At 71.5% G+C, this 22,260-nt stretch carries 20 protein-coding genes; 17 read left to right on the top strand and 3 right to left on the bottom strand.

Annotated features, from left to right (window positions below):
- Window positions 1–36: 36 nt before the first annotated feature.
- The 7 genes from ACF08M_RS00305 to ACF08M_RS00275 all read left to right on the top strand — a co-directional run bounded on the left by ACF08M_RS00305 (window position 37) and on the right by ACF08M_RS00275 (window position 8,263).
- Window positions 37–1,110, top strand: coding sequence for a nitronate monooxygenase (locus ACF08M_RS00305; RefSeq protein WP_392183000.1), 1,074 nt, complete (start codon window positions 37–39; stop codon window positions 1,108–1,110).
- Window positions 1,107–1,853: a 16S rRNA (uracil(1498)-N(3))-methyltransferase gene (locus tag ACF08M_RS00300; protein ID WP_392182999.1), complete on the top strand. Its 747-nt coding sequence runs from the start codon at window positions 1,107–1,109 to the stop codon at window positions 1,851–1,853. Before ACF08M_RS00305 ends, ACF08M_RS00300 begins: the two co-directional genes overlap by 4 nt.
- Before the next feature lie 84 nt (window positions 1,854–1,937).
- The gene (locus tag ACF08M_RS00295) at window positions 1,938–2,474 is read left to right on the top strand and encodes a hypothetical protein (protein ID WP_392182998.1); all 537 of its coding nucleotides are present in this window, start codon (window positions 1,938–1,940) and stop codon (window positions 2,472–2,474) included.
- 80 nt (window positions 2,475–2,554) lie between these two features.
- Window positions 2,555–5,782, top strand: a complete 3,228-nt coding sequence (locus ACF08M_RS00290; RefSeq protein ID WP_392182997.1) for a S41 family peptidase — start codon at window positions 2,555–2,557, stop codon at window positions 5,780–5,782.
- Between the two features lie 165 nt (window positions 5,783–5,947).
- Complete coding sequence (locus ACF08M_RS00285) at window positions 5,948–6,307, top strand: histidine triad nucleotide-binding protein (RefSeq protein WP_392182996.1); 360 nt, start codon at window positions 5,948–5,950, stop codon at window positions 6,305–6,307.
- An 18-nt stretch (window positions 6,308–6,325) separates the two neighbouring features.
- On the top strand, window positions 6,326–7,234 hold the full coding sequence (locus ACF08M_RS00280; RefSeq protein WP_392182995.1) for a ribonuclease Z: 909 nt from the start codon (window positions 6,326–6,328) through the stop codon (window positions 7,232–7,234).
- Window positions 7,235–7,270: 36 nt separating this feature from the next.
- Window positions 7,271–8,263: an adenosine deaminase gene (locus ACF08M_RS00275; RefSeq protein WP_392182994.1), complete on the top strand. Its 993-nt coding sequence runs from the start codon at window positions 7,271–7,273 to the stop codon at window positions 8,261–8,263.
- Here ACF08M_RS00275 and ACF08M_RS00270 read toward each other — a convergent pair.
- A complete protein-coding gene (locus tag ACF08M_RS00270) occupies window positions 8,227–9,582 on the bottom strand; it encodes an MFS transporter (RefSeq protein ID WP_392182993.1) in 1,356 nt (451 codons plus the stop codon). The two genes, ACF08M_RS00275 and ACF08M_RS00270, sit on opposite strands and share 37 nt — an antisense overlap.
- Window positions 9,583–9,977: 395 nt before the next feature.
- Between ACF08M_RS00270 and ACF08M_RS00265 the strand changes: the two genes are divergently transcribed.
- The 9 genes from ACF08M_RS00265 to ACF08M_RS00225 all read left to right on the top strand — a co-directional run bounded on the left by ACF08M_RS00265 (window position 9,978) and on the right by ACF08M_RS00225 (window position 18,518).
- A complete protein-coding gene (locus ACF08M_RS00265) occupies window positions 9,978–11,102 on the top strand; it encodes a carbohydrate kinase family protein (RefSeq protein WP_392182992.1) in 1,125 nt (374 codons plus the stop codon).
- A 139-nt stretch (window positions 11,103–11,241) separates the two neighbouring features.
- Complete coding sequence (locus ACF08M_RS00260) at window positions 11,242–12,270, top strand: PhoH family protein (protein WP_392182991.1); 1,029 nt, start codon at window positions 11,242–11,244, stop codon at window positions 12,268–12,270.
- A gap of 12 nt (window positions 12,271–12,282) precedes the next feature.
- Window positions 12,283–12,780 (top strand): rRNA maturation RNase YbeY, encoded by a 498-nt coding sequence (gene ybeY / locus ACF08M_RS00255; RefSeq protein WP_392182990.1) that lies wholly within the window; start codon window positions 12,283–12,285, stop codon window positions 12,778–12,780.
- Window positions 12,777–14,069 (top strand): hemolysin family protein, encoded by a 1,293-nt coding sequence (locus ACF08M_RS00250; RefSeq protein WP_392182989.1) that lies wholly within the window; start codon window positions 12,777–12,779, stop codon window positions 14,067–14,069. The genes ybeY and ACF08M_RS00250 overlap by 4 nt, the downstream gene beginning before the upstream one ends.
- Entirely contained in the window at window positions 14,066–14,419 is a 354-nt protein-coding gene (locus ACF08M_RS00245) for an MmcQ/YjbR family DNA-binding protein (protein WP_392182988.1), read from the top strand. Before ACF08M_RS00250 ends, ACF08M_RS00245 begins: the two co-directional genes overlap by 4 nt.
- Before the next feature lie 68 nt (window positions 14,420–14,487).
- On the top strand, window positions 14,488–14,841 hold the full coding sequence (locus ACF08M_RS00240) for a cytidine deaminase (protein ID WP_385817863.1): 354 nt from the start codon (window positions 14,488–14,490) through the stop codon (window positions 14,839–14,841).
- Window positions 14,842–15,014: 173 nt separating this feature from the next.
- Window positions 15,015–16,394, top strand: a complete 1,380-nt coding sequence (locus tag ACF08M_RS00235; protein ID WP_392182987.1) for a beta-xylosidase — start codon at window positions 15,015–15,017, stop codon at window positions 16,392–16,394.
- Between the two features lie 92 nt (window positions 16,395–16,486).
- Window positions 16,487–17,518 carry a WxL protein peptidoglycan domain-containing protein gene (locus ACF08M_RS00230; RefSeq protein WP_392182986.1) on the top strand — a complete coding sequence of 344 codons (1,032 nt, stop codon included), beginning with the start codon at window positions 16,487–16,489 and terminating at the stop codon, window positions 17,516–17,518.
- Window positions 17,493–18,518: a GTPase Era gene (locus ACF08M_RS00225; protein WP_392182985.1), complete on the top strand. Its 1,026-nt coding sequence runs from the start codon at window positions 17,493–17,495 to the stop codon at window positions 18,516–18,518. The genes ACF08M_RS00230 and ACF08M_RS00225 overlap by 26 nt, the downstream gene beginning before the upstream one ends.
- Window positions 18,519–18,574: 56 nt before the next feature.
- Here ACF08M_RS00225 and ACF08M_RS00220 read toward each other — a convergent pair whose 3' ends face one another.
- Together ACF08M_RS00220 and ACF08M_RS00215 are read right to left on the bottom strand one after the other, a co-directional pair.
- Complete coding sequence (locus ACF08M_RS00220) at window positions 18,575–18,841, bottom strand: protealysin inhibitor emfourin (RefSeq protein WP_392182984.1); 267 nt, start codon at window positions 18,839–18,841, stop codon at window positions 18,575–18,577.
- Between the two features lie 39 nt (window positions 18,842–18,880).
- Window positions 18,881–19,957 carry a M4 family metallopeptidase gene (locus tag ACF08M_RS00215; RefSeq protein ID WP_392182983.1) on the bottom strand — a complete coding sequence of 359 codons (1,077 nt, stop codon included), beginning with the start codon at window positions 19,955–19,957 and terminating at the stop codon, window positions 18,881–18,883.
- A 295-nt stretch (window positions 19,958–20,252) separates the two neighbouring features.
- Here ACF08M_RS00215 and leuA point away from each other — a divergent pair, with 295 nt between their 5' ends.
- On the top strand, window positions 20,253–22,049 hold the full coding sequence (gene leuA / locus ACF08M_RS00210; protein WP_392182982.1) for a 2-isopropylmalate synthase: 1,797 nt from the start codon (window positions 20,253–20,255) through the stop codon (window positions 22,047–22,049).
- Window positions 22,050–22,260 lie beyond the last annotated feature (211 nt).

Genomic DNA, 22,260 nt, shown 5'->3' with positions numbered 1-22,260 from the left:
CGCGCCAGGACCGGCGGGACGTGACACGATGCGGTCATGTCATCCGTGTTGACCGATCTCTGCCGGTATCCGATCGTGCAGGCCCCGATGGCGGGTGGCGTGTCCTGTCCGCAGCTCGTCGCGGCCGTCGCCGAGGCGGGCGGCCTGGGCTTCCTCGCCGCCGGGTACAAGACGGCGGACGGCATGTACAACGAGATCAAGCAGCTGCGCGGGCTGACCGGCCGGCCCTTCGGCGTCAATCTCTTCATGCCGCAGCCGGTGCTCGCCGATCCGAGCGCCGTCGAGGTGTACCGGCATCAACTCTCCGGTGAGGCCGCCTGGTACGAGACCCCGCTCGGCGACCCGGACTCCGTCGGCGACGACGGCTACGACGCCAAACTCGCCATCCTCCTGGAGGACCCGGTCCCGGCCGTCTCGTTCACCTTCGGCTGCCCGACCCGCGACACCCTCGACGCGTTCGCCGCGGTCGGCACGTACACCGTGGTGACGGTCACCACGCCCGAGGAGGCCCAGGCCGCCCAGTGGGCGGGCGCCGACGCGGTCTGCGTCCAGGGCACGGAGGCGGGCGGGCACCAGTCCACCCATCGCGACGACCCGCAGGCCGACGGCACCGGCATCGGACTCCTCTCCCTGGTGGCCCAGGTCCGCGAGACCGTACAGGTGCCGATCATCGCCTCGGGAGGGCTGATGCGCGGGTCCCAGATCGCGGCGGTGCTCGCCGCGGGCGCGGAGGCGGCGCAGCTCGGTACGGCGTTCCTCGTCTGCCCCGAGTCCGGGGCGAATCTGCTGCACAAGCAGGCGCTGACCAACCCGCTGTTCGGACGGACCGCCCTGACCCGGGCGTTCTCCGGCCGTCCGGCCCGCGGCCTGGTCAACCGCTTCATGCGCGAGCACGGCCCGTACGCCCCCGCCGCGTACCCGCAGGTCCACTGTCTGACCGCCGGTCTGCGCAAGGCGGCGGCCAAGGCGGGTGACGCCCAGGGCATGGCCCTGTGGGCGGGGCAGGGGCACCGGCTGGCACGCGAGCTGCCCGCCGGCCGGCTGGTCCGACTGCTCGCCGAGGAACTGGACGCCGCACGGGCGGCCGTGAACGCAGGGAGTACGCAGTGACCGCACCGGTCTTCGTCGTCGAACAGGTCCCCGACGGGCCCGAGTTCGTCCTGGAAGGGCCCGAGGGGCGGCACGCCGTGTCGGTGAAGCGGCTGCGGGCCGGCGAGGACGTCGTGCTGACGGACGGCCGCGGCCGGTGGGCGGAAGGAATCGTCGGGGCCGCCGAGGGCAAGGACCGGCTCGTGGTCACCGGCCTGGCGACGGTCCATGAGGAGCCGCACCCCGCACCCCGCATCACCGTCGTCCAGGCCCTGCCCAAGGGCGACCGGGGCGAGGTCGCCGTGGAGACGATGACGGAGACCGGTGCCGACGTGATCGTTCCCTGGCAGGCCTCGCGCTGCATCACGCAGTGGAAGGGCGACCGCGGCCTCAAGTCCCTCGCGAAATGGCGCAACACCGCCCGGGAGGCGGGCAAGCAGTCGCGCCGGGTGAGGTTCCCCGAGGTGGCGGACGCGATGACGACCAAGCAGGTGGCCGCACTTCTGGCCACGGCCGACTTCGCCGCCGTCCTGCACGAGGACCGGGAACACGACAGCGAGCCACTGGCCACCGTCCAACTGCCCACCCGGGGCGAGATCGTGCTGGTCGTCGGCCCCGAGGGCGGTGTGTCGCCGGACGAACTGGCGGTCTTCGCCGCGGCGGGCGCCCGGACCTGCCGGCTCGGGACGTCCGTCCTGCGCACCTCGACGGCGGGCACGGCCGCGACGGCGCTGCTGCTGGGGCGCACCGGCCGCTGGTCGTGAGCCCCCTCCGGTGCGCCGACGCCACCCCCCGAGTGGACGCAAGCCGTCTACCGTCCCGCGGGGGAAGGGTGGGAAGCTGCCCGTATGGGGACATCAAGGGCATGGGGTCGGATCAGGGCCCGTCGCTTTCTGGCCGCGTCCGCACTCGCGGGCGCGGCGGCCGCCGGTGCGGCGGCCTGTGAGCCCGTGGGCGGGCTGAACTCCGCGTCCATCGCCGTGACCACCGACCGGACCGGCACCAGCGCCCTGGAGCGCAACGGGGTCGATGTGCAGTGGCTGAGCTGCCTGGCGGATACCGGCAGGGGCCGGACCGGGGGCGCGTCGCCCGCCGCCTCCACGCGCCCGATCGCGGACGTCGACTGCACCGGAAGGACCGGGAGCGGCCAGGCCATCACGATCGACGGCGAGGTGACTCAGGAACTCGACGGGCGGTGCGTGCGGGGGGACCTGACCGCGAAGACCGGCGGAAAGGTCGTCTTCCGGGCAGATGTGCTGGGCAACTGCAACGCCGCCCCGTCGAACGGCGGTTGGGCGGCGAATCCGCCCATGGGCGGCGGCAGCGGCGCCCGGCCGGCGGTCACCGTGACGGTCACGGTGACCGAATCGCCCCGGGGCAAGTAAGCGCGTCCGGCACCGGACCACCCGGCGGACTCCGGCCAACTCGGTTCCACGGAGCACGCCCGCGGCCTAGGGTGATCGGTGTGACGCAGCCTGCCTACCTCCGATACCCCCATGTCCAGGGCGACCTGATCGCCTTCACCGCCGAGGACGATGTCTGGCTGGCGCCGCTGGACGGCGGCCGAGCCTGGCGCGTCAGCGCCGACAACCGACCCGTCACCAACCCGCGGATATCCCCCGACGGAACCCGGGTCGCCTGGACGTCCACCCGGGACGGGGCGCCCGAAGTGCACATCGCACCGGTCGACGGCGGCCCCTCCGAGCGGCTCACGTACTGGGGCGACGCGCGGACCTCCGTACGCGGCTGGACGCCCGGGGGCGACGTACTGGTCATCAGCACCCAGGGGCAGGCGTCGCTGCGGCGCAGCTGGGCCAGGGCGGTCCCGGTCGACGGCGGTCCCGCGCGGACCCTGCCGTACGGGCCGGTCGGCTCCCTCGCGTACGGGCCCGGCGGACGGGTCCTGCTGCTCTCGGCCACCATGGGGCGCGAGGCCGCCACCTGGAAGCGCTACCGGGGCGGCACCGCGGGCAAGTTGTGGATCGCGGGAGAGGAAGCGGCCGACGGCCCGGCGGAGTTCGTACGGCTCCACGAGGACCTCGACGGGAACCTCGAAGCCCCGATGTGGGTGGGTGACCGTATCGCGTTCCTCTCCGACCACGAGGGCGTCGGCGCGCTCTACTCCTCGCTCCCCGACGGCTCGGACCTGCGCCGGCACACCGCCCCCGAAGGCTTCTACGCCCGCCACGCGACCACCGACGGCACCCGCGTCGGCTACGCCTCGGCCGGTGAGCTCTGGCTGCTGGACGACCTCGAAGGCGCCGCACCCCGCCGCCTCGACATCCTGCTCGGCGGCCAGCGCGCCGACCTCCAGCCCCACTCCGTGCACGCCGGCAGCCACCTCGACACCGCGTCCCCGGACCGCACGGGCCGCGGCAGCGCGGTCGGGACACGCGGCGCCGTCCACTGGGTCACCCACCGCGAGGGCCCGGCCCGCGCGCTCGCCGTCGAACCGGGGGTACGGGCGAGGATGCCCCGCACCTTCCAGGCCGACGGCGACCAGCACGTCGTCTGGGTCACCGACGCCGAGGGCGACGACGCCCTGGAGTGCGCACCCGCCACCGGCACCGCACCGGGCTCGGTACCGCGCCGGCTCGCCGCGGGCCGTATCGGCAGGGTCCTCGACCTCGCCGCGGCCCCCGACGGCAGCCGGTTCGCCGTCGCCGCGCACGACGGGCGGGTACTGATCGTCGAGCGGGAGAGCGGCGAGGTCCACGAGGTGGACCGCAGCGAGCACAGTGACGCCTCCGGCCTCGTCTTCTCGCCCGACTCCTCCTGGCTCGCCTGGTCGCATCCCGGGCCCGAGCCGCTCAGGCAGCTCAAGCTCGCGCACCTCGCCGATCTCTCGGTCGCCGAGGCCACCCCGCTGCGCTTCCGGGACTTCTCCCCGGCCTTCACCGCCGACGGCAAGCACCTCGCGTTCCTCTCCGAGCGGTCCTTCGACCCGGTCTACGACGCCCATGTCTTCGACATGGCGTTCATCGGCGCCTGCCGCCCGCATCTGCTGACGCTCGCCGCCACCACGCCCTCCCCGTTCGGGCCGCAGCGCCACGGCCGCCCGGCCGAGAAGGAGAAGAGCGGCGAGGGCGAGGACAACCCGACCGCACTGCCCGTCACCCGGATCGACCTCGAAGGGCTCGCCGACCGGATCGTGCCGCTGCCCGTCCGGGCCGCCAGCTACTCCACGCTGCGCGCCGCGAAGGACGGGCTGCTGTGGCTGAACCACCCGGTGACCGGGGTGCTCGGGACGAGCGGCGCCACCCCCGACGCCCATCTGCCCGAGACCGTCCTCGAACGGTACGACCTGGAGAAGCTGCACTGCGAGGAACTCGCCTCGGACGTCAGCGGGTTCGAGGTCAGCGGAGACGGCAGGCGGATCGCCCTGCACGCCCGGGGCAAGCTGCGCATCGTGCCGTCCGACAGCCGGGTTCCGGCCGGTGACGACGACCACGACGGAGACAGCAGCGTCACCGTCGACCTCTCCCGGATCCGCCGGACCCTCGAACCGGCCGCCGAGTGGCGCCAGATGTACGACGAGGCCGGGCGCATCATGCGGGACAACTTCTGGCGCCCCGACATGGGCGGCGTCGACTGGGACGGGGTCCTGGACCGCTACCGCCCGGTGCTGGCGCGCGTCGCCACCCACGACGACCTGATGGACCTGCTGTGGGAGGTGCAGGGGGAGCTCGGCACCTCGCACGCCTATGTGACACCGCCCGCCGGGTGGCGCGACGACTCGGCCCGGCAGGGGCTGCTCGGCGCGGACATCTCCCGTACCGACGAGGGTAGTTGGTGCATCGACCGGATCCTGCCGTCCGAGACCTCCGACCCGGAGGCACGCTCCCCGCTCGCCGCACCCGGTGTGGCGGTGCGCGCCGGGGACGCGATCCTCGCCGTCGACGGGCACCCGGTCGACCCGGTGGCCGGGCCCGGCCCGCTGCTCACCGGCTCCGCGGGCAAGCCGGTCGAGCTGACCGTCTCACCGGTGGACGGCGGCGACCCGCGCCATGTCGTCGTCGTACCCGTCGCCGACGAGGAGGCGTTGCGCTACCACGCGTGGGTCGCCGACCGCAGGGCCTACGTCCACGAGCACTCCGGCGGACGCCTCGGCTACCTCCATGTCCCGGACATGGTCGGCTCGGGCTGGGCGCAGCTCCACCGCGATCTGCGGATCGAAGTGGCCCGTGAGGGGCTGGTCGTGGACGTCCGGGAGAACCGCGGCGGCCACACCTCGCAGCTGATCGTGGAGAAGCTCGCCCGGCGCATCGTCGGCTGGGACCTGCCGCGCGGCATGCAGCCGTTCAGCTACCCGGCGGACGCCCCGCGCGGCCCGGTGGTGGCCGTCGCCAACGAGTTCTCCGGCTCGGACGGCGACATCGTGAACGCCGCGATCAAGGCACTGCGCATCGGGCCGGTGGTCGGTACGCGTACCTGGGGCGGGGTGGTCGGCATCGACAACCGGTACCAGCTCGTGGACGGGACGGCGGTCACCCAGCCCAAGTACGCGTTCTGGCTGGAGGGGTACGGCTGGGGCGTGGAGAACCACGGGGTCGATCCCGACGTCGAGGTCGTGATGACCCCGCAGGACCACGCGGCGGGGCGCGATCCGCAGCTGGACGAGGCGATCCGGATCGCGCTCGCGTCGCTGGCGGAAACACCGGCGAAGCTGGCGCCGGAGCGGCCGGGGGCGTAGCGGGAGGACACGGGAGGGGGCGCGGCGCGCCTGCGGCCGGCGTCGTCCCCTCCCGTGACCGGGCGCTGCCCCGTCCCCCCGCTTCGCCGGAGGGGCTCGATCCACGCCCCCACCACCCCGATACCATGCCGTACACCGATCACCACCGACCGAGGAGTCGACCCCATGGCGGGAGAACCGCAGCCCGACTGCCTGTTCTGCAAGATCGTCTCGGGTGAGATCCCGGCAACCATCGTCCGGGAGACCGAAACCACCGTCGCCTTCCGGGACATCAACCCCCAGGCCCCCACCCACGTACTCGTCATCCCCCGCCTCCACCACCCGGACGCCGCCGCCCTCGCCGCGGCTGAGCCGGCCGTCGTCGCCGACATACTGCGCGAGGCCGGGCAGGTCGCCGCCGACGAGAAGATCGTGGACAGCGGCTACCGGGTGGTCTTCAACACCGGGGCCGGCGCCGGCCAGACCGTCTTCCACGCGCACGCCCATGTCCTGGGCGGCCGCGGACTGCAGTGGCCCCCCGGCTAGAGCAGGCGATCGCACACCGTGTCCGTACGCGAACTCGTGGTCCTCGGCACCGCCAGCCAGGTCCCGACCAGGCACCGCAATCACAACGGCTACCTGCTGCGCTGGGACGGCGAGGGCATCCTCTTCGACCCGGGTGAGGGCACCCAGCGCCAGATGCTGCGGGCCGGCGTCGCCGCGCACGACATCGACCGGATCTGTGTCACGCACTTCCACGGCGACCACTCGCTCGGCCTGGCCGGGGTGATCCAGCGGATCAACCTCGACCAGGTCCCGCACCCGGTCACCGCGCACTACCCGGCGAGCGGACAGCGCTTCTTCGAGCGGCTGCGGTACGCGACCGCCTACCGCGAGTCCGTCGAGCTGACCGAGGCCCCGGTCGACGCCGACGGCGTGCTCGCCACCACGGACGCGTACACCCTCAGCACCCACCGGCTCTCGCACCCCGTCGAGTCGTACGGCTACCGGCTCGTCGAACCCGACGGGCGCCGCATGCTGCCCGCGAAACTCGCCGAACACGGCATCGTGGGGCCCGACGTCGGCCGGATCCGGCGCGAGGGCGCCCTCGGCTCCGTCACGCTCGACGACGTCTCCGAGCGCAGGCGCGGCCAGCGGTTCGCGTTCATCATGGACACAAGGCTCTGCGACGGCGTGCACGTGCTCGCCGAGGGATGCGACCTGCTGGTCATCGAGTCGACCTTCCTCGACGAGGACGAACGGCTCGCCACCGACCACGGCCATCTGACCGCCGGCCAGGCGGCCCGGGTGGCCCGGGACGCGGGCGTACGGCACCTCGTGCTGACCCACTTCTCGCAGCGGTACGACGACCCGGCCGTCTTCGAGACCCAGGCCCGCGCCGCAGGGTTCGACGGCGAACTGACCGTCGCCCGGGACCTCGGCCGGGTCCCCGTGCCCACCCGGCACATCTGAAACATCGGCACCACCCTCTGTGAGCGTGAAAGACCCGTGCATCTCCCCAAAGCCGAACTCCACCTCCACATCGAGGGAACCCTCGAACCCGAGCTGGCCTTCGCGCTCGCCGAACGCAACGGCGTGCGGTTGCCGTACGCGGACACCGAAGAGCTCCGCACCGCCTATCTCTTCGACGATCTGCAGACCTTCCTCGACCTGTACTACGCCCTGATGGCCGTGCTCCGGACCGAGGAGGACTTCGAGGAGCTCGCCGACGCGTACCTCGCCCGCGCCGCCGCCCAGGGCGTCCGGCACGCGGAGATCTTCTTCGACCCGCAGGCGCACACCGCGCGCGGCATCCCCATCGGCACCGTCGTCGAGGGGCTCGGCCGGGCGCTGGACCGCAGCGAGGAGAAGCACGGCATCTCCACCCAGCTGATCATGTGCTTCCTGCGCGACCGGTCCGCCGAGTCGGCGCTGCGGACCCTGGAGTCCGCGAAGCCGTATCTGCACCGGATCAGCGCGGTCGGCCTCGACTCGGCGGAGGTCGGACATCCGCCCGTCAAGTTCCGCGAGGTGTACGAGGCGGCGGGAGCGCTCGGGCTGCGCAAGGTCGCCCACGCGGGCGAGGAGGGCCCGCCCGAGTACATCCGGGAGGCCCTGGACGTCCTCGGGGTCGAGCGCATCGACCACGGGCTGCGCTGCATGGAGGACCCGGACCTGGTGAAGCGGCTGGCCGCCGACCGGGTGCCGCTCACCCTCTGCCCGCTGTCCAACGTACGGCTGCGCGCCATCGACACCCTGGAGGAGCACCCGCTGCGGGCCATGATGGCCGCCGGACTGCTCTGCACGGTGAACTCCGACGACCCCGCCTACTTCGGCGGGTACGTCGGGGACACCTTCCACGCGGTCCACGAGGCGCTCGGCCTGGACCACGAGCAGCTGCGCACGCTGGCCCGCAACTCCTTCGAGGCGGCCTTCCTCGACCACGACGAGGAGCGCAGGGCGCGCTATCTGTCCGAGGTCGAGGCGTACGCGTTCGACTGAGCGGCCCCGCCCGACGGGCCGGCCGTCCGGAACGCGTTCCTGACCGGCCGCCTGCGGCGCACGGGCAGGCTGATCTCCGTGACGGCCTGCTCGGGCGAGCCCAGCCTGGGCACGGCGCCGGGCACCGCTCCGGTGGTGACGGCGAGCAGCGCGGCCGGCGCGCCGCCCCTGCGGCGGACCGATCCCGGTACCAGCGGGCGGCCACCGGTGTGCAGGGCGACGGCCGTGACCGGGGCTGCGACCAGGAGCGTGACGGCGCCCAGGACCAGGCCCATGACCGGGTACCCGGCCTGTTCGGACAGCACACTGCCGAGGACCGGTCCGCAGGCCACCCCGACGGATGACGCGGAGCCGGCCAGGACCGCCCAGCGGCCGCGTACGTCCAGGGACGCGGCCAGGCCGATCAGATACGACAGGACCACCGGGTAGACGGTGTTCCACAGGATCTCGCCGGTCGCGAACGAACCGAGGTCCCCGGCGGACGAGCTGCGCACGATGCTCGCCGCGATGATCACGGTGCCCAGACCGATCGGCACCGCCCGGCCGAGCCTGGCCCCGAGCGCCCCGGCGCCCATCACGCCGAGCAGTCCCGCACCGAGCGCGGCGGCGAACACCGCGCCGACGGTGACCTCGGAGAGCCCGGCCTGGGCCACCCCGATCCGGCTGCTGACACCCCACAGCGCGTTCTGCGCCATGGACCAGACGAGCATGCCGCCCGCCAGCACCAGCCCGGAGCGGCGATGTGGCAGCCGGCCGGTGGCGGGGGCGGCGGGGCCGCTGCGTGCGGAGCCGTCGAGCCGTGCGGTGGCGGGCCAGACGAGCAGGGCGACCAGGGCGATCGAGGCGAACGGCAGTCGGTGGCCGCCGCCGAGGTGCGGGATCGTCAGATAGAGGGCGCCCGCCGTCGCGGAGACGCTCAGCAGGCCGAGCGACGAGGTCCGGTGCGGATCGCGCTGGGCGGCGATGCCCGACGCGGCCACGGCGGTCGCCGTGCCGGAGCCGAAGCCGCCGATCACCGCGCCCATGACCACCAGCGGCACGGAGCTCGCCAGCGCCGCGCAGCCGTACCCCGCCATGGCCAGCACGAGTCCGGTCCGCGCCGGTCTTTGCGGCCCGTACGTCTCGACCCGGCCCGCCAGCGTGAATCCGGCGGTCGCGGAGCTCAGCAGCAGGGCGCTGCCCACCAGACCGGCCTGGGCCGTACTGAGGCCGAGGTGGACGGAGAGCCGCCCGACGATGGTGGGGAGCAGGTAGGCGGCGAGGTAACCGGCGGTGAACACGGCGACCAGGGGCCACGCGGCGCGAGGGCGCGAGGACATGGGCGTTCCTGAAGACATGCCGAAGAGGCGAAGGAGACAGGGAGGGCAGGCGAGGGTGATGCGGGAATGCGGGAATGAGGGAAGTACGGCAATACGGGGATGCGGGAATACGGGAATACGCAGAGGCGGTGCGCGCGTCGGCAGCTCTCGCCGACGGGGCTCGCGGGCCCAATTTGTATCAACTGCTCCCAGTCGGCCGAAAGGCACCCCTGTGTGATCTGGGGCACATATGTGTTTGCCTTTCGGGTCCCCGGGTAGCAGCGCATGTTTGTGCAGGTCGGCGTCCACGTGTACGGGGCCGGTACGCGCCCCTGGCGGGCGGCGGCGCGGGCACTCCGGTTATGGGCGCGCATCGGGCACACTGGCCAGATCTGCCACGACCGGGGAGCGCCAGGGTGAGCACGGACATTCCAGGGATCGACCCACTGGACGGGCTGCGCGCCCCGCAGGACCCGGACTGCGACGTCTTCCTCACCGGCACGGTCTTCCTCGACATCATCTTCACCGGCCTGGACAGCGCCCCCGTGCGCGGTACCGAGTCCTGGGCACGCGGCATGGGCTCCAGTCCCGGCGGCGTCGCCAACATGGCCACCGCGCTGGCCCGGCTGGGACTGCACACCTCACTGGCCGCGGCGTTCGGCGACGACCACTACGGGGAGTACTGCTGGGATGCCCTGGAACAGGGTGAGGGCATCGACCTGTCCATGTCGCACACCGTCCCCGGCTGGCACTCGCCGGTGACCGTCTCGATGGCGTACGAGGGCGAGCGCACGATGGTCTCGCACGGTCACGAGGCCCCGGGCCCCGCGGGCGCCCGCGGCGTCGCGATCCCCGCCGAGGAGACCGCGTTCCCGCGCTGCCCGCCCCGGGCCCGGGCCGCCATCGCCTCGCTCGTTCCCGGCCGCAGCGAGCCCTGGGTCGCCAAAGCGGCCGGGAACGGCGCCCGGATCTTCGCCGATGTCGGCTGGGACGAGTCGGGCCGCTGGGACCTGGACGCCCTGGCCGACCTGGAGCACTGTCAGGCGTTTCTCCCGAACGCCGAGGAGGCGATGCGCTACACCCGCACCGATTGCCCGCGCGCTGCGGCCCACGCCCTGGCCGAACGGGTGCCGCTCGCTGTGGTCACCCTGGGCGCGGAGGGTGCGTACGCGGTGGACGCGGCGACCGGGGCGAGCGCCGAGGTGCCCGCGATCGAGGTCGAGGCGCTGGATCCGACCGGGGCGGGCGATGTCTTCGTCGCCGGATTTGTCACCGGCACCCTGGCGGACTGGCCCCTGGCCGACCGGCTGGCCTTCGCCGGACTGACCGCGGCGCTCTCGGTGCAGGAGTTCGGCGGATCGCTGTCCGCGCCGGACTGGGAGGAGATCGCCGCCTGGTGGCAGAAGGTCCGCACCTTCACGGACCAGGATCCCGCGGCGCTCCAGCGCTACGCGTTCCTGGAGAAGCTGCTGCCCGCGGCCGCCCGGCCGTGGCCGCTGCGCCGGGCCGTCCCGACGATCGGCTTCCGCCGTCCGGCCTGAGCGGGGCAGCGATGATCGCAGCCCTGTGCGAAAAAGCCCTCGGTCTTGTCGGTGCGGAGTCGTACGCTTGGTAATCCAGAGGTTGTCGATCGGCGAGAACCCTGCAACAGGAGGTATGTGCAGGCCACAGAGCCGGCCCATGACTCAGACATCCACAGCCCAGACCCTGGCGCCGGGGCAGGCGCGAGCCCAGTTCACCGTTCCGGCCAAGCATCCGATGGTGACCGTCCTGGGCTCAGGTGACGCCCTGTTGCGCGTGATCGAGACGGCCTTCCCGGCGGCCGACATCCATGTCCGGGGAAACGAGGTCAGCGCCGCCGGAGACGCGACGGAAGTCGCCCTGATCCAGCGCCTGTTCGACGAGATGATGCTGGTGCTCCGCACCGGTCAGCCGATGACGGAGGACGCAGTGGAACGCTCGATCGCCATGCTCAGGGCGAGTGAGAGCGGCGAGGGGGACGGCCAGGAGACGCCGGCCGAGGTGCTCACCCAGAACATCCTCTCCAGCCGCGGTCGCACCATCCGTCCCAAGACGCTCAACCAGAAGCGGTATGTCGACGCGATCGACAAGCACACGGTCGTCTTCGGTATCGGCCCCGCGGGTACCGGCAAGACCTATCTCGCCATGGCGAAGGCGGTCCAGGCCCTGCAGTCCAAGCAGGTCAACCGGATCATCCTGACCCGGCCCGCCGTCGAGGCGGGGGAGCGGCTCGGCTTCCTGCCGGGCACGCTCTACGAGAAGATCGACCCGTATCTGCGTCCGCTCTACGACGCGCTGCACGACATGCTCGACCCCGACTCGATCCCGCGGCTGATGGCGGCGGGCACGATCGAGGTGGCGCCGCTGGCGTACATGCGTGGCCGTACGCTCAATGACGCGTTCATCATCCTCGACGAGGCGCAGAACACCAGCGCCGAGCAGATGAAGATGTTCCTGACCCGGCTCGGCTTCGACTCGAAGATCGTCGTCACCGGTGACGTCACCCAGGTCGACCTGCCGAACGGGACCAAGAGCGGTCTGCGTCAGGTCCAGGAGATCCTGGACGGCGTCGAGGACGTCCATTTCTCCCGGCTCACCTCCCAGGATGTCGTCCGGCACAAGCTGGTCGGCCGTATCGTCGACGCGTACGAGAAGTACGACAGCCGAGACAGCCACAACGGGAAGTAGTCGCACCGCACCATGTCGATCGACGTCAACAACGAGTCCGGAACCGAGGTCGACGAGCAGGCGATCCTCGACATCGCCCGCTACGCGCTCGCGCGGATGCGGATCCACCCCCTCTCCGAACTCTCGGTGATCGTGGTGGACACCGACGCCATGGAGCAGCTCCACATCCAGTGGATGGACCTGCCGGGGCCGACGGATGTCATGTCCTTCCCGATGGACGAACTCCGTCCGCCGGCCAAGGACGACGAGGAGCCCCCGCAGGGGCTCCTCGGTGACATCGTGCTCTGCCCGGAGGTCGCCCAGAAGCAGGGCGAGGACGCGGAGACGCGGCACTCCATGGACGAGGAGCTCCAGCTCCTCACCGTCCACGGAGTGCTGCACCTCCTCGGCTACGACCACGAGGAACCGGACGAGAAGGCCGAGATGTTCGGCCTCCAGGCCGCGATCGTCGACGGCTGGCGCGCCGAGCGCGGCCTGACCGGTCCGTCGCCCGCCCCCACGGTGTCGTGAGCGTTCCCCTCGTCCTGGGTGCCGTGCTGCTGGTCGTCGTCGGCTGGCTGGCGGCCTGTGCGGAGGCGGGCATCGCCCGTACGTCGAGCTTCCGGGCCGCCGAGGCGGTCCGGTCCGGGCGGCGCGGCAGCCAGAAACTGGAACAGGTCGCGGCCGACCCGACCCGCTATCTCAACGTCGCCCTGCTGGTGCGGGTCACCTGCGAGATGTCGGCCGGTGTGCTCGTCACGTACGCCTGTCTGAAGGAGTTCCCGGAGACCTGGCAGGCGCTGGCCGTCGCCATGGCCGTGATGGTCCTCGTCTCCTACGTCGCCATCGGTGTGTCACCGCGCACCATCGGCCGCCAGCACCCGCTGAACACGGCCACGGCGGCGGCGTACGTCCTGCTGCCGCTGGCCAGGGTCATGGGCCCGATCCCGCAGCTGCTGATCCTCATCGGCAACGCCGTGACGCCGGGCAAGGGATTCCGGAAGGGGCCGTTTGCCAGTGAGGCCGAACTGCGGGCGATGGTCGACCTCGCCGAGCAGGAGTCGCTGATCGAGGACGAGGAGCGCCGCATGGTGCACTCCGTCTTCGAGCTCGGTGACACGCTGGCGCGCGAGGTCATGGTGCCGCGGACCGATCTGGTCTGCATCGAGCGCTACAAGACGATCCGGCAGGCGCTGACGCTGGCGCTGCGCTCCGGATTCTCGCGGATCCCCGTCACCGGGGAGAACGAGGACGACATCGTCGGCATCGTGTACCTCAAGGACCTGGTCCGCAAGACGCACATCAACCGGGAGTCGGAGGCCGATCTGGTCTCCACGGCGATGCGGCCGGCGTCGTTCGTGCCCGATACGAAGAACGCCGGCGATCTGCTGCGCGAGATGCAGCAGGAGCGCAGCCACGTCGCCGTCGTGATCGACGAGTACGGCGGTACGGCGGGCATCGTCACCATCGAGGACATCCTCGAAGAGATCGTCGGTGAGATCACGGACGAGTACGACCGCGAACTCCCGCCCGTCCAGGAGCTGGAGAACGGCTGCTTCCGGGTGACCGCGCGCCTGGACATCGGCGACCTCGGGGACCTGTTCGACCTCGACGAGTACGACGACGAGGACGTGGAAACGGTCGGCGGACTCCTGGCGAAGGCGCTGGGGCGGGTTCCGATCGCCGGTGCCTCGGCGGTCGTCGACCTGCCGGACGGCCGCCGGCTCCGGCTGACGGCGGAGTCCCCGGCGGGCCGTCGGAACAAGATCGTCACGGTGCTGGTGGAGCCCGTGGAGCCACAGGGGGTGGACGGGGAGTGACTCCGCAGCAGCTGCGGGCGTTCTGCCTGGGATTCAACGCGAGCGCTGAGGAGTTCCCGTTCGGGCCGGAGACGTCCGTCTTCAAGGTGCTCGGCAAGATGTTCGCGCTCACCGCGCTGGACGCGCGTCCACTGACCGTGAACCTCAAGTGCGATCCGGACGAGGCGGTGCGGCTGCGGGAGGAGTACGACGCGGTGGTGCCGGGCTGGCACATGAACAAGCGTCACTGGAACACGGTGACGGTGTCCGGGGTACCGGACCGGGTGCTCCGCGAGCTGGTCGAGGACTCCTACGACCTGGTCGTGGCGGGACTGCCGAAGGCGGACCGGCTGAGGCTGGACCGGGCGTAGGGTCCGAGCCACCGGTTACGGGAAGGGGCGGGGCGGTGAACGAGCCCCCCGGTTCGTATGCTCGGCACATGACTGAGAGCACCGACCTCGGCCCCGAGGACCGCAAGATCGTCACGCTGGCGCGCAGCGCCCGCGCCCGCAACGGTGTGCCGGAGGGCGCGGCCGTGCGGGACGAGACCGGACGTACGTATGTCGCGGGCACCGTGCGGCTGGAATCGCTGAAGCTCAGCGCGCTGCAGACCGCCGTCGCGATGGCCGTGGCCAGTGGCGCCACCTCGCTGGAGGCCGCCGCGGTCGTCTCCGAGGCGCAGACCCCGTCGGACGAGGACCGCGCCGCCGTACGGGACCTGGGCGGCCCGGACACACCGGTGCTGCTCGCCGGACCCGACGGCACGCTGCGGATCAGCGTGACAGCGGGCTGACGCCGGCGGGGTCCCGCGGCGGAACGCGGATCCCGGCAGCGGATCTTGACAGCACCTGATGGCCCATCAGTCGGCGCGATCCGCTTCCATTGACTTCTTTTCGGCCGGAGTCGTCAATGGGCCCCTGTCGGCGCAGAAGAGCCGCTGCGCCGCACCCGGCAGGAGGGGGCTCCATGCGTCCGACCGTCCGAAGAATCAGCAGGCGCAGATCCGGGGCCCGAAGACGCCCCCTGCGCGGCCGCCGCTGGGCCGCCGCGCTGGGCGTGGGCGCGCTCGTCGTCGCCGGGGGAGGGGGGCTCGCCGGCCCCGCGCAGGCCACGGTGACGGCCTCCGTGCCGGTGGACTTCCCCACCCACTGCATCCCGCCGGCCATCGCGGGCATCCCGCCGATCGACGGGCCGACGAAGGCCGAGATCACCGTCGACAACGCCGCCCCGACCGTGGGTGACACGGTCACGGTCACCTACACCGTCGTCAAGCCGGCCGCGGGCAACCCGGTGGATCTGGCGCTGCCCGCCGACATCATGACGCCGACCGGCAAGGTCACCGTCGGCGGCGCGCAGTCCGCGAGCGTCACCGTCGCCGGACCGAAGAAGAACACCCCGGTCCCCGGCAAGGGCGACTTCCCGTCGTTCTCGATGACCGGCACCTTCACGGTCACCGCGCCCGGCCGGATCACGCTGTCGCCCGGCGACTACAACATCCACACCAGCTACATCATGGAGCTGGACACCCCCTGCACGGTGACGGATCCGCCCGCCCCCGTCTCCGAGACGATCCTCGCGACGGACGGAGGCGGCCAGGTCAACGAGCGTGCCATCCGGCTCGGGGCCGCGTCCGGCAAGGCGGGCGAGGCGGTCGCCGTGACCGGGTCGAAGTTCACCGCGGGCGCGGACATCACGCTCGCGGGCCGGGCCGGTGACACCCAGACCGCCGACACGGCCACCGTCAGGGCGGACGCCTCGGGCGGCTTCAGCGGCCGGCTCACCGTCGACGATCCGGCGACCACCGGCATCGTCGCCTACGAGGGCGGCGGCTGGGACGCATCCCGGGGGGCCGGACCGCAGGCGTACACCGTCACCGGTGGCGGCGGGATCCCGGACGGCAGCCAGCGGCTCGACTCGTCCGTGAAGGCGGGCACGCTGTCCATGGTCCAGGCCGGGGACACCGTCGAGATGTCGGCGGTCGACTTCGGGAAGGGCGGTGCCTCCCGCGGCTCCCTGCAGACGGTGATGGTCGAGGACTACCGCGGCGGCCCCGCCGGCTGGTCCCTCACCGGAAAGGTCACCGACTTCAAGGGCCCCGGTGGCGCGACCATCGGCGCGTCGGCACTCGGCTGGACCCCGGTCTGCGCGACGAAGCCCGGCAGCCCCAGCACCTGTGCGGCGGGTTCCGCGGGACCGGTCGGCAGCGCGGGCGCCACGCTGGCGTCCGCGCCGAACGGGGCCCTCACCGGCGGTGAGTTCACCGTCGACGCCCGGCTCGCGCTGAACGTACCGGCGTACACCGCTCCCGGCGCGTACTCCGGCGTGCTCACCCTCACCCTCACGTGACCGAGCGGCCCCGACCGATCGGCGGACCGGGCGCGCACCCGCCCGGACCGCCCGTTTCGACCCCCGACCGACCAACCCGGAGGCCCCGCACCGTGCGCAAGCTGTACGTACTCCTCCTGGCCGGTGTCCTCCTGCTGACCGGCGCCCCCGCGGCCCACGCCGCGGACAACGGCAGCTGGTCGGTCTACCCGGCCACCGCACAGGCCGGGCAGCGCCCGTACTTCTACCTCCGGGCCGATCCCGGCGCCACGCTCGACGACAAGGTCACCGTCACCAACAAGACGGACCGGCCGCAGACCTTCCGGCTGTATGCGGCCGACGCCTACAACACCGCGCGCGACGGCGGCTTCGCCGTCCGCGCCCAGGACGAGAAACAGCGCTCCGTCGGTGCCTGGGCGAGGACCGGCCGCGACCGGGTCACCGTGCGGCCGCACGGCTCCGTCACCGTCCCGGTCACCATCACTGTCCCCGAGGACGCCGAGCCCGGCGACCACCCCGGCGCACTCGTCGCCCTCGACGAACGCATCGATCCGGCCGACGCGGGAGCCGTCGCCGTCGGCATCCGGAAGGCGGTCGGCGCCCGGATCTATCTGCGGGTGAACGGGCCGGCCATGCCCGCGCTCTCCGTGGACGACGTCGAGGTCGAGCACACCCAGCCGCTGGTCCCGGGTACCGGGAGGAGCCGGGCCGTCATCTCGTACACGCTCCACAACCGGGGCAACGTCACCCTCAGTCCCAGGGTCGCCCTCAAGGCCGAGGGCCTCTTCGGCCGCACCCTCCTCGCCCGCGATCTGAAGAAGATCCCCTCTGAACTCCTGCCCCGCCAGCAGGTCCGGCTGACCGAACAGTGGGCCGACGCTCCCCAACTGGAATGGGGCGAGATCGAACTGACCGCGAGCGCCCGCGAGACCCGCGAGTCGGCCGTCGTCGGATACTTCGCACTGCCCTGGCTGGTGGCCGGGGTCCTGCTGGTGATCGTCGGCGGGGGTGCGGGGCTGTGGGTACGGGCCCGGCGGAACCGTGGCCGTACGGTCCGGGACACGCGCGAGCGGCCCCGTCGCGGCGGTTGGTTCGGCGGGGCCGCCGGGATCGGGGACAATGGGCGCCATGAGCGTTCGACCTGACACAGAAGCCGCTGCACAGCAGGCTGCGAACCACGCCCCGCACCGGGCCGGCTTCGCCTGCTTCGTGGGCCGCCCCAACGCGGGCAAGTCCACCCTCACGAACGCTCTGGTCGGCCAGAAGGTGGCGATCACCTCCAACCGGCCCCAGACCACCCGGCACACCGTGCGCGGCATCGTGCACCGCGAGGACGCCCAGCTGATCCTGGTCGACACCCCCGGCCTCCACAAGCCGCGCACGCTGCTGGGCGAGCGCCTCAACGACGTCGTACGCACCACCTGGGCCGAGGTCGACGTCATCGGCTTCTGCCTGCCCGCCGACCAGAAGCTCGGCCCCGGTGACAAGTACATCGTCAAGGAACTCGCGGGCATCAAGAAGACCCCGAAGATCGCCGTCATCACCAAGACCGACCTGGTCGACTCCAAGCGGCTCGCCGAACAGCTGCTCGCCGTGTCCCGACTGGGCGAGGAACTCGGCTTCGAGTGGGCCGAGATCATTCCGGTCTCCGCGGTGAAGGCGGAGCAGGGGGCGGGACGCAGTCCCTCGAACGAGGGTGGTGGGAGAGGGGCCGGCCAGGTCGGCCTGCTGGCCGATCTGATCGCCCCGCTGCTCCCGGAGAGCCCGCCGCTCTATCCGGAGGGCGACCTCACCGACGAGCCCGAGATGGTCATGGTCGCGGAGCTGATCCGGGAGGCCGCGCTCGAAGGCGTTCGGGACGAGCTGCCGCACTCCATCGCGGTCGTCGTCGAAGAGATGCTGCCGCGCGAGAACCGCCCGGCGGACAAGCCGCTGCTCGACATCCACGCCAACGTCTACATCGAGCGCCCCAGCCAGAAGGGCATCATCATCGGCCCGAAGGGCAAGCGGCTGAAGGACGTCGGTACGAAGTCGCGCAAGCACATCGAGGCACTGCTCGGCACGCCGGTCTTCCTGGATCTGCACGTGAAGGTGGCCAAGGACTGGCAGCGCGACCCGAAGCAGCTGCGGAAGCTGGGGTTCTGAGCGGGCTCAGGGCCGGGCCGGCCCCGGGGGAGGCCGGAGGCCGGGGCTGCTCCGTCTCACGCGCCCTCCTTCAGGACGCGTGAGACCAGTGCGCGCTGGGCTTCGGACAGTTTCGGGTCCGCGCAGTGGATCGTCCGGTCGCCGATCGTGATCCGGTACCGGAAGCCGTCCGGGACGCCCGGGGGCGGGGTGTCGTGGCCCGCGACGAGCGCCGATTCGGCCAGGGCCTCCCACTCCGGGGCATCGGCCCGTCCGGCGGTGTCGACCTCGCGGTGGCGTGCGATGCCGGCGAAGCCGCCGGTCCTGCTGACCTGAATCCGCATCTGGTCTCCTCCCATGGCCGGACGGGTCCGGGGTCGTTCCTACGCGGTCGGTACGCCCACCTCCGACCATGCCTTCAGGACCGCCTCCGCCTCGTCGCCCTCCCCGAAGCGGCTGCGGGCCGCGGCCACCGTCAACCGGGCGAAGGAAGCGAAGTCCGCGTCCACGGCCAGTTGACCACCTGTGAGCACATCGAACCAGAGTTGCCCGGCCCGTTCCCACGCATGGCCGCCGAGTGCCGTCGCCAGGAGACAGAACGCGCGGTTCGGGATGCCGGAGTTGATGTGCACTCCGCCGTTGTCCTCGCTGGTGCGGACGTAGTCCTCCATCGACGCGGGCTGCGGGTCCTTGCCCAGTACGTCGTCGTCGTACGCGGTTCCCGGTGCCTTCATCGAGCGCAGCGCGTCGCCCTGGACGCCGGGTGCCAGCAGTCCGGCGCCGATCAGCCAGTCGGCCTGGTCGGCGGTCTGGCCCAGCGTGTACTGCTTGACCAGGGAGCCGAAGACGTCGGAGACCGATTCGTTGAGCGCGCCGGACTGGCCGTAGTAGCTCAGATTGGCGGTGTACTGGGTCAGCCCGTGCGCCAGTTCGTGGGCGATCACATCGATGGCGACGGTGAAGTCCAGGAAGACCTCGCCGTCCCCGTCGCCGAAGACCATCTGCTCGCCGTCGAAGAAGGCGTTGTTGTACTTCTCGTCGTAGTGCACGGAACCGATCAGCGGCAGTCCGTTGCCGTCGATCGAGCGGCGGCCGTACGCCTTGAGCAGCAGCTCGAACGTGGCTCCGAGCCCCGCGTACGCGCGGTTGACGCTCGCGTCCTTCGTCGGTTCCTGGCCCTCGGCGCGGACCTTGGTGCCGGGCAGCCGGGTGTCGTGACGGCAGTCGTACAGGGTCCGGTCGGGTTTGTCGGACGCCTCTCCCTCGGTCGCGCGGGCGAGGGGCACGGTGACGGCCGTGGCCATCTGGCGGCGGGTGCGGCGGGCGGCATCGCTCTCCAGGGTGCGGCGGGCGGGGCCCGCCAGATCGGGGTTGTCGGACTGCGACAGCTTGTCGAGGACATGGGGCGGCACGATGGTGCAGAAGACGGGGTGGAACCCGTGCTGATGCTGAGGCTGCATGCACTCGACTGTGGCACCGCGTAGCGGTGATGTCACTGGTTGCGACCAAGATTGACGAAATGGAGTGATCGGTCACTGTCGGGCGTTTCCGGCGCCCGGTCCCGCATACTGATACGCGACGGACGCATCAGGAGCCTCTCGGCTACTCTCGACGCATCATGCGTTTCGGGCTGCTTCTTCTTAGCTGCCGCGGCGAGGGCCTGTAGTCGTAGGCCGACCCCCTCCCCGCGGAGTCTGGTGTTGCAGCGACACAGTCGGCCGTCCTATTGGTTGGACCCCCGAGGAGCCGTACGCCATGACCGCCGTAAATCCCGCTCGGACCCCCGCTGAGAACGCTGTCGGCCGGCCGACGCCGATCACCAACGCCACGTGCCTGCAGAAGCCGTCCGGGATGCCGATCCACAAGTACGGCCGGTACGAGGCCGTCGAGATCCCCGACCGCACCTGGCCGGACAACCGGATCACCGTCGCGCCCCGCTGGCTCTCCACCGATCTGCGCGACGGCAACCAGGCTCTGATCGACCCGATGTCGCCGGCCCGCAAGCGTGAGATGTTCGATCTGCTCGTACGCATGGGCTACAAGGAGATCGAGGTCGGCTTCCCGTCCTCGGGCGAGACCGATTTCGCGTTCGTCCGCTCCATCATCGAAGAGGGCGCGATCCCCGAGGACGTGACGATCTCCGTCCTGACACAGGCCCGCGAGGATCTGATCGAGCGGACCGTGGAGTCCCTCGTCGGCGCCCGCCGGGCGACCGTCCACCTGTACAACGCGACGGCGCCCACCTTCCGCCGGGTCGTCTTCCGCGGTTCGAAGGACGACATCAAGCAGATCGCCGTGGACGGCACCCGGCTGGTCATGGAGTACGCCGAGAAACTGCTGGGCCCGGAGACGGTCTTCGGCTACCAGTACAGCCCCGAGATCTTCACCGACACCGAGCTGGACTTCGCCCTGGAGGTCTGCGAGGCGGTCTGTGACGTCTGGCAGCCGGAGGAGGGCCGCGAGATCATCCTCAACCTGCCCGCCACCGTGGAGCGTTCGACGCCGTCCACGCACGCGGACCGGTTCGAGTGGATGTCGCGGAACCTGACCCGCCGCGAGTTCGTCTGCCTGTCGGTCCACCCGCACAACGACCGCGGCACCGCCGTCGCCGCCGCCGAACTGGCCATCATGGCCGGTGCGGACCGGATCGAGGGCTGCCTGTTCGGCCAGGGCGAGCGCACCGGCAACGTCGACCTGGTCACCCTGGGCATGAACCTGTTCTCGCAGGGTGTCGACCCGCAGATCGACTTCTCGCAGATCGACGAGATCCGCCGGACCAGCGAGTACTGCAACCAGATGGAGGTCCACCCGCGCCACCCCTACGCGGGCGACCTGGTCTACACCGCCTTCTCCGGCTCCCACCAGGACGCCATCAAGAAGGGCTTCGACGCCATGGAGGCCGACGCGGCGGCCCGGGGCAGGACGGTCGACGACATCGAGTGGGCCGTGCCGTACCTGCCGATCGACCCGAAGGACGTCGGCCGCAGCTACGAGGCCGTCATCCGGGTCAACTCGCAGTCCGGCAAGGGCGGAATCGCCTACGTGCTGAAGAACGACCACAAGCTGGACCTGCCCCGCCGGATGCAGATCGAGTTCTCCCGGATCATTCAGGCCAAGACCGATGCCGAGGGCGGCGAGGTCACGCCGACCCAGATCTGGTCCACGTTCCAGGACGAGTACCTGCCGAGCCAGGACAACGCTGCGAACCAGTGGGGTCGCGTGCAGATCCGCTCCGGCCAGACCACGACCGGCTCCGACGGCCGGGACACGATCACCGTCGAGGCGACCGTGGACGGCACGGACACCGTGCTGACCGGCACCGGCAACGGCCCGATCTCCGCGTTCTTCGAAGCGCTGCAGGCCATCGGCATCGACGCCCGTCTGCTGGACTACACCGAGCACACCATGAGCGAGGGCGCCAGCTCCCAGGCCGCCTCGTACATCGAGTGCGCGATCGACGGAAAGGTTCTGTGGGGCATCGGCATCGACGCCAACACCACGCGCGCCTCCCTGCAGGCGGTCGTCTCCGCCGTCAACCGCGCCGCCCGCTGACCCGGCGCCCGAAAGGGCCTGGAGCCACAAGGCCGAGAACCCCGCCCACCCGCATCCGGGGGGCGGGGTTCGGCCATCTCCGGGGTTGTGACGATCGAGGTACTGACGCCGCCTCGCCGCTGTGGTTAACATCACGTCCACACGGCAATGTTGCCGGAGGCGGCACCTCCCGTGCCTTGGGGCCACGGGGGAGTTACGGAGGTGTACGACG

The organism is Streptomyces sp. NPDC015032 (assembly GCF_043080425.1).
GTDB lineage: Bacteria > Actinomycetota > Actinomycetes > Streptomycetales > Streptomycetaceae > Streptomyces.
Note: the sequence above shows the minus strand (reverse complement) of the source record. Positions and strands in the feature narration are given on the sequence as shown.